The 15133-nt window shown below is 64.8% G+C and carries 13 protein-coding genes; 7 read left to right on the forward strand and 6 right to left on the reverse strand.

Annotation, left to right across the window (positions count from 1 at the left end):
• Positions 1-31: 31 nt before the first annotated feature.
• Both purN and purM read right to left on the reverse strand, forming a co-directional pair.
• Complete coding sequence (purN, locus tag FNV92_RS20655) at positions 32-685, reverse strand: phosphoribosylglycinamide formyltransferase (RefSeq protein ID WP_168213623.1); 654 nt, start codon at positions 683-685, stop codon at positions 32-34.
• Positions 685-1758, reverse strand: a complete 1074-nt coding sequence (gene purM, locus FNV92_RS20660) for a phosphoribosylformylglycinamidine cyclo-ligase (protein WP_143844788.1) — start codon at positions 1756-1758, stop codon at positions 685-687. The genes purN and purM overlap by 1 nt, the downstream gene beginning before the upstream one ends.
• Before the next feature lie 155 nt (positions 1759-1913).
• Between purM and FNV92_RS20665 the strand changes: the two genes are divergently transcribed.
• From FNV92_RS20665 to ppx, 4 genes are all read left to right on the forward strand, one after another.
• Complete coding sequence (locus FNV92_RS20665; protein WP_143844787.1) at positions 1914-2456, forward strand: CDP-alcohol phosphatidyltransferase family protein; 543 nt, start codon at positions 1914-1916, stop codon at positions 2454-2456.
• A 103-nt stretch (positions 2457-2559) separates the two neighbouring features.
• Positions 2560-3237, forward strand: coding sequence for a P-loop NTPase family protein (locus tag FNV92_RS20670; protein WP_143844786.1), 678 nt, complete (start codon positions 2560-2562; stop codon positions 3235-3237).
• A 143-nt stretch (positions 3238-3380) separates the two neighbouring features.
• Positions 3381-5570 carry an RNA degradosome polyphosphate kinase gene (locus tag FNV92_RS20675; protein ID WP_015686620.1) on the forward strand — a complete coding sequence of 730 codons (2190 nt, stop codon included), beginning with the start codon at positions 3381-3383 and terminating at the stop codon, positions 5568-5570.
• 15 nt (positions 5571-5585) lie between these two features.
• On the forward strand, positions 5586-7088 hold the full coding sequence (gene ppx, locus FNV92_RS20680; RefSeq protein ID WP_143844785.1) for an exopolyphosphatase: 1503 nt from the start codon (positions 5586-5588) through the stop codon (positions 7086-7088).
• Here the strand turns inward: ppx and FNV92_RS20685 are convergent.
• The 4 genes from FNV92_RS20685 to ndk form a co-directional block, all read right to left on the reverse strand.
• A complete protein-coding gene (locus tag FNV92_RS20685) occupies positions 7036-8274 on the reverse strand; it encodes a PepSY-associated TM helix domain-containing protein (RefSeq protein ID WP_244623661.1) in 1239 nt (412 codons plus the stop codon). The two genes, ppx and FNV92_RS20685, sit on opposite strands and share 53 nt — an antisense overlap.
• 75 nt (positions 8275-8349) lie before the next feature.
• Positions 8350-10326, reverse strand: a complete 1977-nt coding sequence (locus tag FNV92_RS20690; protein WP_143846251.1) for a TonB-dependent receptor — start codon at positions 10324-10326, stop codon at positions 8350-8352.
• A 577-nt stretch (positions 10327-10903) separates the two neighbouring features.
• Complete coding sequence (locus FNV92_RS20695) at positions 10904-11764, reverse strand: TerC family protein (protein WP_143844784.1); 861 nt, start codon at positions 11762-11764, stop codon at positions 10904-10906.
• A 44-nt stretch (positions 11765-11808) separates the two neighbouring features.
• On the reverse strand, positions 11809-12231 hold the full coding sequence (gene ndk / locus FNV92_RS20700; protein ID WP_011086893.1) for a nucleoside-diphosphate kinase: 423 nt from the start codon (positions 12229-12231) through the stop codon (positions 11809-11811).
• A gap of 310 nt (positions 12232-12541) precedes the next feature.
• Here ndk and FNV92_RS20705 point away from each other — a divergent pair, with 310 nt between their 5' ends.
• From FNV92_RS20705 to FNV92_RS20715, 3 genes are all read left to right on the forward strand, one after another.
• The gene (locus tag FNV92_RS20705; protein ID WP_143844783.1) at positions 12542-12796 is read left to right on the forward strand and encodes a sulfur globule protein precursor; all 255 of its coding nucleotides are present in this window, start codon (positions 12542-12544) and stop codon (positions 12794-12796) included.
• A gap of 226 nt (positions 12797-13022) precedes the next feature.
• Positions 13023-13196 carry a hypothetical protein gene (locus FNV92_RS20710; protein WP_168213622.1) on the forward strand — a complete coding sequence of 58 codons (174 nt, stop codon included), beginning with the start codon at positions 13023-13025 and terminating at the stop codon, positions 13194-13196.
• Positions 13197-13269: 73 nt separating this feature from the next.
• Entirely contained in the window at positions 13270-15132 is a 1863-nt protein-coding gene (locus FNV92_RS20715; RefSeq protein WP_143844782.1) for an ABC-F family ATP-binding cassette domain-containing protein, read from the forward strand.
• Position 15133: the final 1 nt, after the last annotated feature.

Here is a 15133-nt window from a genome sequence, read left to right on the forward strand (position 1 = left end):
TGTAAAGCCGAAGCAAGGTGCAACAGCTGCTTCAGCTCACGACCGGCGCAACCAGAAAATTCTCCGACGCCCCGCTGCCCGCCGTCTTGCAGACGTCCCCCTCGATCCGGACCTTGCCGGTCGCCAGCAGCCGCAGCGCCTCCGGATAGATGCGGTGCTCGACTTCGAGGATGCGCTCAGACAGCGTATCCCCCGTGTCGTGATCGCCGACGGGGACCGCGCCCTGCATCACGATCGGCCCCGCGTCGGTCTCGGGGATGACGAAGTGCACTGTCGCGCCAGACAGTTTGACGCCGGCGCGCAAAGCCTGGCCATGCGGATCCAAACCTGGGAACGACGGCAGCAGCGACGGGTGGATGTTGAGCATCCGCCCGTACCAGGCTCTGGTGAACTCGGCCGTGAACAGGCGCATGAAGCCGCCGAGACAAATCAGCTCGATGCCGTGCTGGTCGAGGGCAGCCTGGAGCACCTTCTCGAAGCCGGCGCGGTCCTTGCCGAACGGCTTGCTCTCGATCACCAATGTGTTGACGCCGCTCGCCTTGGCCCGTTCTAGCCCGGGCGCATCGGCCTTGTTCGAGATGACGAGCGAGATCTCCGCCGGAAAATCCGCAGCAGCGGCGGCCCTGATCAGGGCGGACATGTTGGAGCCGCGGCCGGAGATCAGGATGGCGACGCGGCGCTTCATCACAGCGCCAGATCGAGGTGGCCGTTATAGACGACGCGGTGCTCGCCCTCGGCCGGGATCACGGTGCCGAGTTGCGCCACCGTCTCGCCGGCATCGGTAAAGACCCGCACGACCTCGTCGACCTTGTCGGGCTCGACGATCGCGATCATGCCGATACCGCAGTTGAAGGTGCGCAAAAGTTCGAGCTCGGCAATGCCGCCCTGCGCGGCCAGCCATTTGAACACCGGCAGCACCGGCAGGCGCGCGAGGTCGATGCCGACGCCGAGATCCTTCGGCAGCACGCGCGGAATGTTGTCGGTGAAGCCGCCGCCGGTGATGTGGGCGAGCCCCTTCACCGCGCCGGTCTCGCGGATCGCGCGCAGGCACGATTTGACATAGAGCCTGGTGGGCGTCAGTAGCGCACCGCCGAGAGTCATGACCGGCGCGAACGGCGCCTGCGCCTCGAAGCCGAGGCCCGACTGCTCGACGATCTTGCGCACCAGCGAGAAGCCGTTGGAATGCACCCCCGACGAGGCAAGGCCGATCACGGCATCGCCGGCGGCGATGTCCTTGCGCGGCAGCAGCGTGCCGCGCTCGGCGGCGCCGACGGCAAAGCCGCCGAGATCGTAGTCGCCGTCCTTGTAGAGGCCGGGCATCTCGGCGGTCTCGCCGCCGATCAGCGCGCAGCCGGATTCGCGGCAGCCTTCGGCAACGCCGGCGACGATCGAGGCGGTCGCCTCCGGATCGAGCTTGCCGCAGGCAAAATAGTCCAGGAAGAACAGCGGCTCGGCGCCCTGCACCACGAGGTCGTTGACGCTCATGGCGACGAGGTCGATGCCGATCCCGCTATGCAGGCCGGTCTCGATCGCGATCTTCACCTTGGTGCCGACGCCGTCGGTGGCGGCGACGAGGATTGGGTCCTTGAATCCGGCCGCCTTGAGATCAAACAGGCCGCCGAAACCGCCGATCTCGGCGTCGGCGCCGGGCCGTGCGGTGGCGCGCACCATCGGCTTGATCAGGTCGACCAGGCGATTGCCCGCATCGATATCGACGCCTGAATCGGCGTAAGTGAGGCCGTTTTTGCGGTCGGTCATGCCCGATTTCCAGTGGGTTTGCGGCTGGTTACGTCGAATTCCGGGGACGCGCAATGGCTCGCATGGCGCCCCGCCCTATACTATGTAGATATCAACCGGTTCAGCCTCCCCAAGAGGCGGGATTCGAGGTCAGGCCGGGTGCCGGGAAGCGCCGTGTGAGTATTCCGAATATCATTACCCTGGGCCGCATCATGCTGGTCCCGATCATCGTCTGGGCCATCGTGTCGAGCCAAATGGAAGTGGCCTTCGCCGTGTTCCTGATCGCCGGCATCAGCGATGCCGTCGACGGGTTCCTGGCCAAGCGCTTCAACATGACGAGCGAGCTTGGCGCCCTGCTCGACCCGCTCGCTGACAAGGCGCTGCTGGTCTCGATCTACCTGGCGCTCGGCATCTGGGGCGACATCCCGCGCTGGATCGTCATCCTGGTGGTGTCGCGCGACATCATGATCGTCACCGCGGTGATCGTCTCCTGGCTGTTCGACAAGCCGGTCGAGATGAAGCCCTCGAAAGTATCGAAGCTCAACACTGCGGCCCAGGTCTCCTATGCGGCCCTGGTGCTGGCCGCCCTCGCCTTCGGATTCAACGCGGCGCCCTATGATATGATCCTGATGGGTCTCGTGACGGTCTTCACGCTGTCCTCGGTGTCGCTTTACCTCGTCGAGTGGCTGCGGCACATGAGCACGATCGACGCCAAGTAGCACTATCGAGGCCCGGGAGGCGGCCCCGCAAAAGGCCAACTCCCGCTCGATACCTCGACCCCTTTCAAACCAAGCCGGCGCGCCGGCACGGAGCACAGCAAGCGTGGCAGGCCGCGTTCACCCCCGACAATTGGCGTTCTCGCTTCCGCATGCGGAGAGCCTCAGCCGGGACAATTTCCTCGAAGGCCCGGCCAACGCCGCCGGTCTTGCCCTCGTCGACGCCTGGCCCGAATGGCCGAACCGGATCATGTGGCTGGCCGGCCCGGAAGGGAGCGGCAAGAGCCATCTCGCCGCGATCTGGGCCGAGGATTCCGGTGCCCGCTCGACCGCAGCCGACGGGCTGACCGCCGAAGCCGTTCCGGGCGCGCTCGCCACCGGCGCACTGGTGGTCGAGGATCTCAAGGCCGGGGCGTTCGACGAGCGCGCCTTGTTTCACCTGATGAACCTCGCCCGCGAGGACGACGCCTATGTCCTGCTCACCGGACGCGAAGTGCCGTCATCGCTGCAGATCGAGCTGCGCGACCTGCGCTCGCGGCTGCGCGCGGTGCCTGTCATCTCGCTGCTGCCGCCCGATGACCAGCTTTTCCGCGGCCTGATCGTCAAATTCTGCGCCGATCGCCAGCTCGCCGTGGACGAGAGCGTGGTCAGCTACCTCGCCACCCGCCTGGAGCGATCCTCGGCGGCCGCCCGGCGGGCCGTGGAACTGCTCGACAGCGAGGCCCTGCGGCTCGGCCGCCCCGTCACAAGGGCGCTGGCCGCCGAGCTGCTCCGGGACGCCTGACCTGGTCGCCCGACCTATGACCGCTTGACGCGGCGCAGCGGCGGAACATCAATGTCATCGAAACGTCATCGGACTAACACATGCTCCCGCCGGTTTTGCGCATGTGGTCGCAAATTGGGGCGAACTGGATGGACCGACTTCTCATGGACTCCGCGCAAACTGTTGAAAACAAAGAAAAAGCTACGGAGACCGAGAGCCTGCCGGCGATCGCGTCGAGCCCTGAGCGATTCATCAATCGCGAGCTGTCCTGGCTGCATTTCAACCGCCGAGTCCTCGAGGAATCGGTCAATCCCAGCCATCCCGTGCTGGAGCGGGTGCGGTTCCTGTCGATTTCAGCGAATAACCTCGACGAGTTCTTCATGGTTCGCGTCGCCGGCATCAAGGCTCAGATCCGCGAGGGCATTGCCGAACGCGCCCCTGACGGCCTGAGCCCGTCCGAGCAGCTCGCGCTGATCAACCGAACCGTCTCGCAGCTTGCCTCCGACCAGCAGGCGATCTGGGCCGACCTGCGCGGCACGCTGGCCGATGTCGGCATCATCCTGGTCGACGGCAAGGACGTCACCAAGGCGGAGCGGAGCTGGATCGAGGACTACTTCCTCAACAACGTGTTCCCGCTGCTGACGCCGCTCGCGATCGACCCGGCCCACCCCTTCCCGTTCATTCCGAGCCTCGGCTTCACCATCGCGCTGCAGCTGAAGCGCGCCGCTGACGGCAGACAGATGAACGCGCTGATCCGCATGCCCGGCAAGATCGACCGCTTCATCCGTCTGCCGACGGAGGGCAAGGTGCGCCTGATCTCGCTGGAGCAGGCGACGGGCCTCTTCATCAACCGGCTGTTCCCCGGCTATAATCTCCACGGCCTGGGCGCCTTCCGCATCATCCGCGACTCCGAGCTCGAAATCGAGGAAGAGGCCGAGGACCTCGTCCGCCTGTTCGAGACCGCGCTCAAGCGCCGCCGACGAGGCTCGGTGATCCGGCTCGAGATCGACGCCAAGATGCCGGAGCAGCTGCGCAACTTCGTCCAGCATGCGCTCTCGACGGCCGACGACGAGGTGTTCCTGGTCGACGGCGTGCTCGCGATGAACGAGCTCTCGCAGCTCACCCGCCTCGACCGCCCCGACCTCGAATTCACCCCTTACGTGCCACGCCATCCCGAGCGCGTGCGCGAGCATGGCGGCGACATCTTTGCCGCGATCCGGCAGAAGGACCTCGTCGTCCATCACCCCTACGAATCCTTCGACGTGGTGGTGCAGTTCCTGCAGCAGGCCGCGCGCGACCCCGACGTCGTCGCGATCAAGCAGACGCTCTACCGCACCTCCAACAACTCGCCGATCGTGCGCACACTCGCGGAGGCCGCCGAAGCCGGCAAGTCCGTCACCGCGCTGATCGAGCTGAAAGCGCGCTTCGACGAGGAGGCCAACATCCGCTGGGCGCGCGACCTCGAACGCGCCGGCGTGCAGGTCGTCTACGGCTTCCTCGAATTGAAGACGCACGCCAAGCTCTCGATGGTGGTGCGCCGCGAGGGCGGCAGCCTCACGACCTACGTCCACACCGGCACCGGCAATTACCACCCGGTGACCGCGCGCATCTACACCGACCTCTCATATTTTACCTCGGACCCGACCATCGGCCGCGACGCCGCGCGCGTGTTCAACTTCATCACCGGCTATGCCGCGCCCAGCGACCTCGAAAAGATGGCGGTGTCGCCGCTGACCTTGCGCAAGCGTATCATCGAGCACATCCAGGGCGAGACCGCACACGCCAAGCACGGCCGTCCGGGCGCGGTCTGGATGAAGATGAATGCGCTGGTCGACCCCGACATCATCGACGCGCTCTACGAGGCCTCGCAGGCCGGCGTTCAGGTCGAGCTCGTGGTGCGCGGCATCTGTTGCCTCAGGCCCGGCATTCCGGGCCTGTCGGAGAACATCCGCGTCAAGTCGATCATCGGACGCTTCCTGGAACACGGCCGAATCTACTGCTTCGGCATGGGCCAGGGCCTGCCAGGCGCCAAAGCGGCTGTGTATATCTCCTCGGCCGACATGATGCCGCGCAACCTCGACCGCCGCGTCGAGGTGCTGTGTCCGCTGCAAAATCCCACGGTGCATCAGCAGGTTCTCGAACAGATCATGGTCGCGAATCTCAAGGACAATGAGCAGAGCTGGCAATTGTTGCCGGACGGGTCCTCAACGCGTATGAAGGCCGCGAAGGGCGAAGAGCCTTTCAACGTCCACAACTACTTCATGACAAATCCGAGTCTGTCTGGCCGTGGAAAGTCGCTCAAGGAATCATCGCCGCGTCGTCTCACGCGCCGTAATGAACGTCATCAATCCTGATCCGGGATCGCTGACGTGAAGCGGCCGCGCAAGCGCGGATCGAGCGTCGCCGTCATCGATATCGGTTCCAACTCGGTCCGTCTCGTGGTCTACGAGGGACTGGCGCGGAGCCTCATACCGATCTTCAACGAGAAGACGCTGTGCGGCCTCGGGCGCGAGGTGCAGAGCACCGGCCTGCTCGCGCCCGACGCCGTCGACAAGGCGCTGACCTCGCTGAAGCGCTTCCGCGCGCTGTGCCGGGTAATGCAGGTCGGGCGCGTGTTCGCGATTGCCACCGCGGCCTGCCGCGACGCCTCCAACGGCCCGGACTTCATCGCCAAAGCCGAGCGCATCTGCGCCGTGAAGATCGAGATCCTGTCGGGCCCGCGCGAGGCGCGACTGTCGGCGCTCGGCGTCATCTCCGGCATCCATCACCCCGACGGCATCGTCGGCGATCTCGGCGGCGGCTCGCTCGAGCTGATCGACGTGCGCAGGAACAGCGTGCGCAGCGGCGTGACGCTGCCGCTCGGCGGCCTCGCGCTGCAGGACCTCGCGCACAAATCGCTCAAGCGCGCCGACCGGATCGTGCGCGAGGAGCTCGACGAGCTGCCGCAGCTCACCGCGGGCCACGGTCGCACCTTCTACGCCGTCGGCGGCACCTGGCGCGCGCTCGCGCGCATCCACATCCTCCAGAGCGGCTATCCGCTCCAGGTGATGCACGGCTACTCGATTTCGGCTGCCGAGGCGCTCGACTTCTCGCGCCGTCTCCGCCGCCTTGCGGCCACCGGCATGCTCGCCGACATCGAGGTCGTCGCCGACGCACGCCGCCCGCTCCTCACCTATGCTGCGCTGGTGCTCGAACACATCATCCGGGTCGCGAAACCGAAGACCATCGTGTTCTCGACCTTCGGCGTGCGCGAGGGCCTGCTGCACGAGAAGCTGACCGAGACCGAGCGCAACAAGGACGGTTTGATCTGCGCGGCGGAAGAGCTGAACCAGTTGCTGTCGCGCTCGGCCAAGCACGCCCGCGAGCTGATTGCCTGGACCGATCGCCTCGTGCGCGTGGTGAAGCTGCGCGAGACCGACGAGGACCGAAGGCTGCGCCACGCGGCGTGCCTTCTCTCCGACATCGGCTGGCGCGTGCATCCCGATCATCGCGGCGAGCAGACGCTGAGCCTGGTCGTCAACGGCAATTTCGGCGCGATCACCCACACCGAGCGCGCCTTCGTCGGCCTGTCCGTGTTCTACCGCTATGCGGGCCTGAGCGAGGAAAACCAGCCGCCGCTGACGACGCAGGAATTGCTGACGCCGGCCCAGCTCGAACGCGCCCGTCTGCTGGGTGCGGCGTTCCGCGTCGCGCACCTGATTTCGGCGGCACGCCCGGGCGTGCTGCCCGCCACGCATTTCCGCAATCGGGGCCGCGATCTGATGCTGGTGTTCGAGCACCGGCTCGGCGACCTCGTCGCCGACCGCGTCGGCAGCCGCTTCAAGCAGCTCGCCCGCCTGATCGGGCGCGCGGGCTCGATCGTCCGGCGGTGACCAGCCGATCGGTCCTCGTTCCGCCGGACCGCCTTTTGAGCCACATCATCACGCCGCTGATGAACAGGGCGATAGGCGCGAAGCCGGCTATGAACACCAGCACGCGTCCCGGGAGTCCGAACGCCGCACCGTTATGGAGCCAGAGCTGTTCGGCCAGATAGCGATCACCCATCGACATGCTGCCCGAAGCGCGGTCGAGCACTACCGAGCCGGTCCAAGGATCGAGCCAGATCGCACCGCGCGCACGCACCGCTGGATCTGCGCCCTTGGCCCGGAACTGCACGCGCCACGTGTTGCGCGCTTCTGTCGGCGGATTCAGCATCGCGACCGTCCTGCCCGGCTTGGCCGCTTGCGCACTTCGCATCATCGCATCAGGTGAGAGCAGCGGCGTCCCTGCGGGAGGCGGCGTTTCCACCTGCGGCGAAGGATCGGGTGTCGGTTGCGAGAGAAGGCCAACGATGGGACGCACCACATCGGGAAAAATGATCCCGATACCAGTGATTGAGATCATCAGGAGCGCGAACAGCGCCCAGAAGCCGGCCGCGCTATGCAGATCCAAAACGAATCGCAGCAGCGAAACGTTCTTGCGCACCGAGACCGATCGCCAGAACCGGCCCGGCCTCGGCCACCACAGAACCAGGCCTGACATAGCCAACCCAAGCATCAAGAACCCGACGACTCCGACCAGTTCCTTGCCCCACCACTCGTAGAGCAGCAGTGTGTAGTGGAGCCGATAAACCTTGAGGGCAAACGCGTTGACGTAATCACGCCGCCCAAGCAGCTTCCCATTCGAAGGATCGACCATGGTCGTCCAACGATTTGGGAAGCGGCCTCGCTGGGTTTCATGGGTATGGATCACGACCCAGACCGGCCAGGTTCGATCCGGAGCCAGGATTGTTGAGATCGGTGCGGAATCCGCGGCTGCGGCGATGCGCATCACCTCGCTCAAGGTCACCGTCTGTTGCGGGCCAGCTGGGGTGTATAGCGCCGGATTCAGGGCGGCATCGATTTCCCGGTAGAAGACAATGAAGCTGCCGGTGATGCCGATCAGCACCAACAGGATGCCGCCGATCAATCCGAACCACCGGTGACCCCACAGGAGCCAGCGCCGCACGTGTCCAGGCAGCATTCTGGAACGAGCCGGCGCAGAGCCTGCTTGTCGTGGTGCCCCGATCGTCTCGTGCATTCAGAGCATCCGTGGCGCTTGGCCATTTCGCCGTGGCTGGCTCCGGCGGCACGAAGCCCGCAAGAACCGCTACCCTCAGAAGTCCGTTGTCATCGACAGCAGCAGTGTTCGCGGGGCACCTTGCGACAGGCCGGAGAAGCTCGCCACGCCCGACCAATAGTTGTTGTCGAACACGTTCTGGACCAGCGCACGGATCGTGACCGGGCGGTTGTTGATGCGCGTGTTGTAGCGGGCACCGAGGTCGAGCCTCGTCCAGGCCGGAACGACCTGCGTGTTTGCCGCATCCAGATATTGGTACCCGGTATAGACGGTGTTTGCGACCAGCGTCAGTCCGGGCGCGAACGGGGTGTCCCATTCGGCGGACAAGTTGGCTTGCACCTGAGGTACACCGATCGGCGTCTTGCCGAGATTGGATGGCGTGCTCGACTTTGTCAGCTCGGGGTCGATCAGCGTCACGCCGCCAATGATCCGAATGCCCGGCTGCACTTCTCCGAACAAGGCGAGCTCCACGCCGCGATTGCGCTGTTCGGCGTCGGCCCGGTACACCTTGTCGGAACCCAGCTGTCCCGACGGCTTGGTGATCTCGAATATGCTGATCGTGGCGGCCAGCATGCCGAAATCGATCTTGGCACCTGCTTCCTTCTGCTTGCTGAGATACGGCGCGAGGACCTCTCCGGAATTGTTCGCCGTGGTCGGCGCGACGTCGCCTTTGCTGAGACCTTCGATGTAGTTCGCGTACAAAGAAACGTGGCTCCACGGCTTGACGACCAGGCCGACCATCGGCGTGAACGCCGTTTGGTCGTAGGAGGCGGTGACGGCGCCGGTGGTGGTGTTGAAATTGTTCGACTTCACGCCCTGTTGCCGCAAGCCAACGGTCAGCTGAAGCCGCTCCTCGAAAACCGACAAGGTGTCGGCCAGCGCAAGGCCGGTCAATTCGGTATCCGAAAGCTTGGGGACAGTCGCGGGAGCCGGAACGATCTGCTCGGGACGGGCGATCGGTGCGTAGATGTTGGACAAAACCGGCGTCCCCGAAACGCTACCTCGTGATATCTGGTCGGCGTAGTAACTGCCCTGGAAGCTCACGGCGTGACTGATCGCGGCGGTTTCAAACCGGGCGCGCACACCGGCGTCGCCTACATTCCGGTCGATATCGAACTTGAAGTGTCCAGGTGTCGACGTGGTGTCGCCAGCCGAATTCAGGATCGTCGGCGTGCCAAACAGGCGATCGACCTGCGTCCTTCCTCCACCGGCGTCGGCGAACACCGTCACGGCATCCGTTACATCGTATTCGGCGCGCGCGAGCAGCGAGTTGTCGTGAACCTTGGACCACTCCCAGGCCTGCGTGACATTGCGCGTACCCGCCGGAGCGGTCGGGACAGCGACGCCCGTTGCGACCAGAAACGGCCTCGTCGGCGCGTCGAACCTTTCTTCCTGATCGATGAAGTCGAGCGAGGCTCTGAATTTCTCGCCGCGATAATCGAACGCCGCGGCGCCGACATGCGCCTCCCGGCTCTGGTTGTCCAGCGGCGTATCGCCATTGTGATAGCTGCCATTGACGCGAATGCCGAATTCACGCTTCTCGCCGAAGCGTCGACTCACATCCACGTGGGTGCCGAGTTGGGAGTTCGTCGCGTAGTCGGTGGTAACCCGTGTGAGATCGACATCCGAGGCACGCTTCGGAACGATGTTGATCGTACCGCCGACGCTGCTGTTCGGCGCCATGCCGTAAAGCAACGCGGTCGGGCCTTTGATGATCTCGATCCGTTCGATGTAATCGGTGAACACGCGATAATTCGGTGCAACGCCATAGACGCCGTTGAAGGCAATTTCTCCGACATTCCCTTCGCCGATCGGAAAGCCGCGGATGAAGAAGGAATCGAACAGACCGCCGGTCTGAGCCGTGAAGCGGACCGAAGGATCGTTGCTGACGACGTCGGCGACCGTTGTCGCCTGTTGATCCTCGATCTTCTTCGCCGTGTAACTGGTCATGTTGAACGGCGTGTCCATGAAATCCTTGTTGCCCAGCAGACCAACCCGTCCTCCGCGGGCCATCTGACCACCGGCATAGGACGGCGGCAGTGCGCTCGGCTTCGGAGCAGTGGGAACGGCTCCCGCCTGCAAGTTGCTTCGCTCACTTGCGGGCAAGCTTCCGCGGGCCGCCCTTCGACCCGGATTGGAACGTGGACGAGCGCGCTGCTTCGGCACCTCTGCAGTGACGGTCACCGCAGGCAACGTTTTTCCCCGGTCGGCCTCCGGTACGGCGTTTTGCGCGTTGGCGGAGTGCAGGAGATCGACACTGAACAAAGCGATGGAGAACGCAGAGACCGCGAAAGCCGTCGGCCTGGAGAACTTCGAAAGTGCTTCGACGGTGGAGGCTAGAGTAGCAACAGAACGGCAAATAACTCTCGGCGGCATCTGGCAGCAGCTTCCGGTTTGAAACAATGACGACCGGAAGGATGTGCGGTGGCAACGCGCACCGCGTCAACGAAAATGCTTTTATTTTCAGTAGTTTAGAATAAGACAAAGTCTAATCATGGGGACATCGCGCGCGCCCGCGCGCGAGTCTCTATCCACCCAACGCCGCAGCCTTGGATAGCAACCGTGGGGACGTGCCGCAGTGGGCCAGAGATTACTCCGCCGACGCCTTGGCGTGGCGCTCAGAGGATTCGAGCGCGGCCTGGCTCAGGCTGCGCCGGCGCCAGATGGTGCCGACGACCAGCACAACGACGACGCCGAGGGCCGCGCAGAGATATTCGGCAGCGGGTCCGGCGTGGGCAAATTGCGGCGGGATCCGCAGCATGGCCAGCACCGAGTCCAGCGACGCCCCGACGGGACCTGCGAACACCGTGTGCAGTCTCGGCTCGATGCCGGGGTCGGTCGCGATCACCTCGCCGGCGACCCAGCCGAGCAGCGCCGCACCGGCCCACACCAGGACCGGCAGCTTCGCGAGCAGCGCCATGATCAGCGCCGCACCGGCGACGATCAGGGGAACGCTGATGGCGAGACCGAGGATCAAGAGCGGCACACTACCATTGGCGGCGGCCGCGACCGCGATGACGTTGTCGAGACTCATGACGATGTCGGCGACGACGACGATCTGCACCGCCTGCCACAGATGCGAAGCCGACTCGACGTCGTCCTCGTCCTCGTTCTCCGGCACCAGCAGCTTCGCCGCGATCACGATCAGCGCGAGACCGCCGACGAGCTTGAGATATGGCAGCTCCATCAGGCTCGCGACGATGCCGGTGAAGATGATCCGCAGCAGCACGGCTGCGCCGGCACCGAAGATCATGCCCCACAGCCGATGCCGCGGCTTGAGGCCGCGGCAGGCGAGCGCGATCACCAGCGCGTTGTCGCCGGAGAGCAGGATGTTGATCCAGATGATCTTGCCGACCGCGATCCAGAAGGTCGGTTCGGCCATCTCATTGCGGAACTGGGTGAAGAATGCCCCGATCGTAGCGGGATCGAAGATCTGCCAGAGCCAATTCACAATGAGTCCTTTCGCCGCGTCGCCCTAACCTGCCGGCTGATCAATCAGCCGACGATCTCGTTGCCCGAGAAGAACTGCGCGATCTCGATCGCGGCGGTCTCCGGCGCATCCGAGCCGTGAGCGGAATTCTCGCCGATCGACTTTGCGTAGAGCTTGCGGATGGTGCCCTCGGCCGCCTTGGACGGATCGGTCGCACCCATCGCGTCGCGATACTTGGCGACGGCGTTCTCGCCTTCGAGGACCTGCACCACCACCGGGCCCGAGGTCATGAACTCGACGAGTTCGCCGAAGAACGGGCGGGCCTTGTGGACGGCATAGAAGGTCTCGGCCTGTTCCTTGGTCATGCGGATGCGCTTCTGCGCGACGATGCGCAGGCCCGCCTTTTCGATTACGGCGTTGACCGCACCGGTCAGGTTACGCGCGGTCGCATCGGGCTTGATGATCGAGAAAGTGCGTTCGATGGCCATAATGTTGTCCTTGAGAAGAAAGCGGTGGTTCGGAGTTGCCGGGCTTATATCGGCGCTGCCGCGATACGGCAAGCGAGGCCAGAAACGGCTCTCACAGGCCCTTCGCCGCAGGCTGCCCCCGAACCCAGGCGTGGATTACCGAGATTTCACCCAGATGAACCCAATCTGAAGGCTCCGTTCAGGACTTGGTTCAGCCTCGAGGGCGTAGGGTTGGACCTATCGAAACCAAAGCCTCTTCCCGAAGCAGACCGTTTCGAAGGCCTTTCCATCGACGCGATAGCCTCGCGCCGGCAGTTCTGAGGAGATCACCATGTTGAGGAAACTTTCGCTTGTCGCCGTTGCCGCGCTCGCGCTGGGCGCCGCGCTGGCGCCGACCTCCGCCTCCGCTCACTGGCACGGCGGCGGCTGGCATGGCGGCGGTTGGGGCCACCACTACGGCTTTGGCGGCCCGCGCTTCTACGGCCGCGGTCCGGTCGTCTCCTACGGTTATGGCGGCTGCTATGTGCGCCGGCTGGTCCCGACCCCCTGGGGACCGCGCTGGCGGATGATCAACCGCTGCTACTGAGCCTGACAGCACCTTTCTAAAATACCTTCCAGAGGTACCTTTGCCCCAAGGTGCCTTCCAAGCAAGGCCCCGGCGTTCCCCTGCGCCGGGGCTTTGTATTTGGGCCGATACGACGCGTTCATGCAATTTTGACGAGAATGCCGGGCATTCCCCACCAAGGGCGAAACCATTTTGGGGGCCAATGACTTGATACCGTGTCATTACCTTGCAAACACGGAACCAGGCGATGCCCAGCCTTTATGCCAATGACAGCGAACAGATCGACCGGCGCACCAGCCGATCGATTTGTGATGCCGTGGGCGAACGGCTGCAGCAGCGCCTGCGCCCCGACCCCCGGCTCCCGACCCATCTCGAGCAGCTCCTCGACCAGTTGAAGAAACGGGATCGCGATTCGCACTGACTTGCGACCCATTGAGCGGCACACACACGGAAAAACGGGTTGCGTTTGTTCCCCGCTGCGGTGACAACGCCGCATGCTTTCTATCACCGACCTCTCCATCCGCCTCGCCGGACGCCTTCTGATTGACCAGAGTTCCGTGCAGATCACGCCCGGATCGCGCGTCGGCATGGTCGGACGCAACGGCACCGGCAAGTCGACGCTGTTCAAGGTGATCCGGGGTGAGCTTTCGGCCGAGCACGGCACAGTGACCCTGCCGCCGCGCTGGCGTGTCGGCAGCCTCGCACAGGAGGCACCGAACGGCCCCGAAAGCCTGATCTCCGTCGTGCTCAAGGCCGATCTCGAGCGCGACGCGCTGCTTCACGAAGCCGAAAGCGCGACCGACCCGCACCGGATCGCGGAGATCCAGACGCGGCTGGTCGACATCGACGCGCATTCGGCGCCGAGCCGCGCCGCCGCGATCCTGTCCGGTCTCGGCTTCTCCGCCGGCGACCAGCTGCGCCCTTGCGCCGAGTTCTCCGGCGGGTGGCGCATGCGCGTCGCGCTCGCGGCGACGCTGTTCGCGGCCCCCGACCTGTTGCTGCTCGACGAGCCCACCAACTATCTCGATCTCGAAGGCGCGTTGTGGCTGGAGGATCACCTCGCGCATTATCCGCGCACGGTGATCGTGATCAGCCATGACCGCGACCTGCTGGAGAGTTCGGTCGACCAGATCCTGCATCTGGAGCGCAGCAAACTCACGCTCTACAAGGGCACCTACTCGTCCTTCGAGGAGCAGCGCGCCACACGCGAACTGCTGGATGCCAAGGCGGTCAAGCGCCAGGAGGCCGAGCGGGCTCGCCTGCAAGCTTTCGTCGACCGCTTCAAGGCCAAAGCCTCGAAGGCGCGCCAGGCTCAATCCCGCGTCAAAATGCTGGAGCGCCTCAAGCCGATCAATGCGCTGGTGACCCAGGACGTGCGCGAGATCACCTTCCCGGCGCCGGAGAAGATCCTGTCGCCGCCGATCATCGCCGTCGACAACGCCTCGGTCGGCTACGATCCGGCAGCGCCTGTGCTGAGCCGCGTTACGCTCCGCATCGACAATGACGATCGCATCGCGCTGCTGGGCGCCAACGGCAACGGCAAATCGACGCTGGTCAAGCTGCTCGCCGGACGGCTCGCGCCGTTCTCCGGCAAGGTGACACGCGCCGACAAGCTCTCGATTGCCTATTTCGCCCAGCACCAGCTCGACGAACTGAACGAGGATGCCTCGACCTACGACCACGTCCGCAAACTGATGGGCGATGCGCCCGAGGCGAAGGTGCGGGCGCGCGCCGGCGCGATCGGCTTCTCGGGCAAGGCGGCCGACACCAAGGTTGCCAAACTGTCGGGCGGCGAGAAGGCGCGGCTGCTGCTGGGGCTCGCGACCTTCTTCGGCCCCAACATGATCATCCTGGACGAGCCGACCAACCATCTCGACATCGACAGCCGCGCCGCGCTTGCCGAAGCCATCAACGAATTCCCCGGCGCGGTGATCATGGTCTCGCATGACCGCTATCTGATCGAGGCCTGCGCCGATCAGCTCTGGATCGTCGCCGACCGCACCGTGACCAATTACGACGGCGACCTCGACGAGTACCGCCGCCTGGTGCTGTCGTCGCGCAACGGCGAGCCGGCCCCGCGCGAGCGCAGCACCGCAGCTGAGAAGCCGCAGCGTCCGAAGTCGGACAATCGCGGCTCGCTGAAGAAGCGCATCGCGGAAGCCGAGAACGAGATCGCCCGCGTCAGCGACATCATCGCCAAGATCGACACCGCGCTGTCGCTGCCCGACATCTTCACCCGCGATCCCAAGCAGGCCGCGCAACTGTCGAAGGCGCGCGCCAACGCGGCGAACGCGCTCGCGCGCGCCGAGGAGCAATGGCTCGAGGCGAGCACGCAGCAGGATGAGACGGCGGGCTAGA

It is taken from the genome of Bradyrhizobium cosmicum, from assembly GCF_007290395.2.
GTDB classification, from domain to species: Bacteria; Pseudomonadota; Alphaproteobacteria; order Rhizobiales; family Xanthobacteraceae; genus Bradyrhizobium; species Bradyrhizobium cosmicum.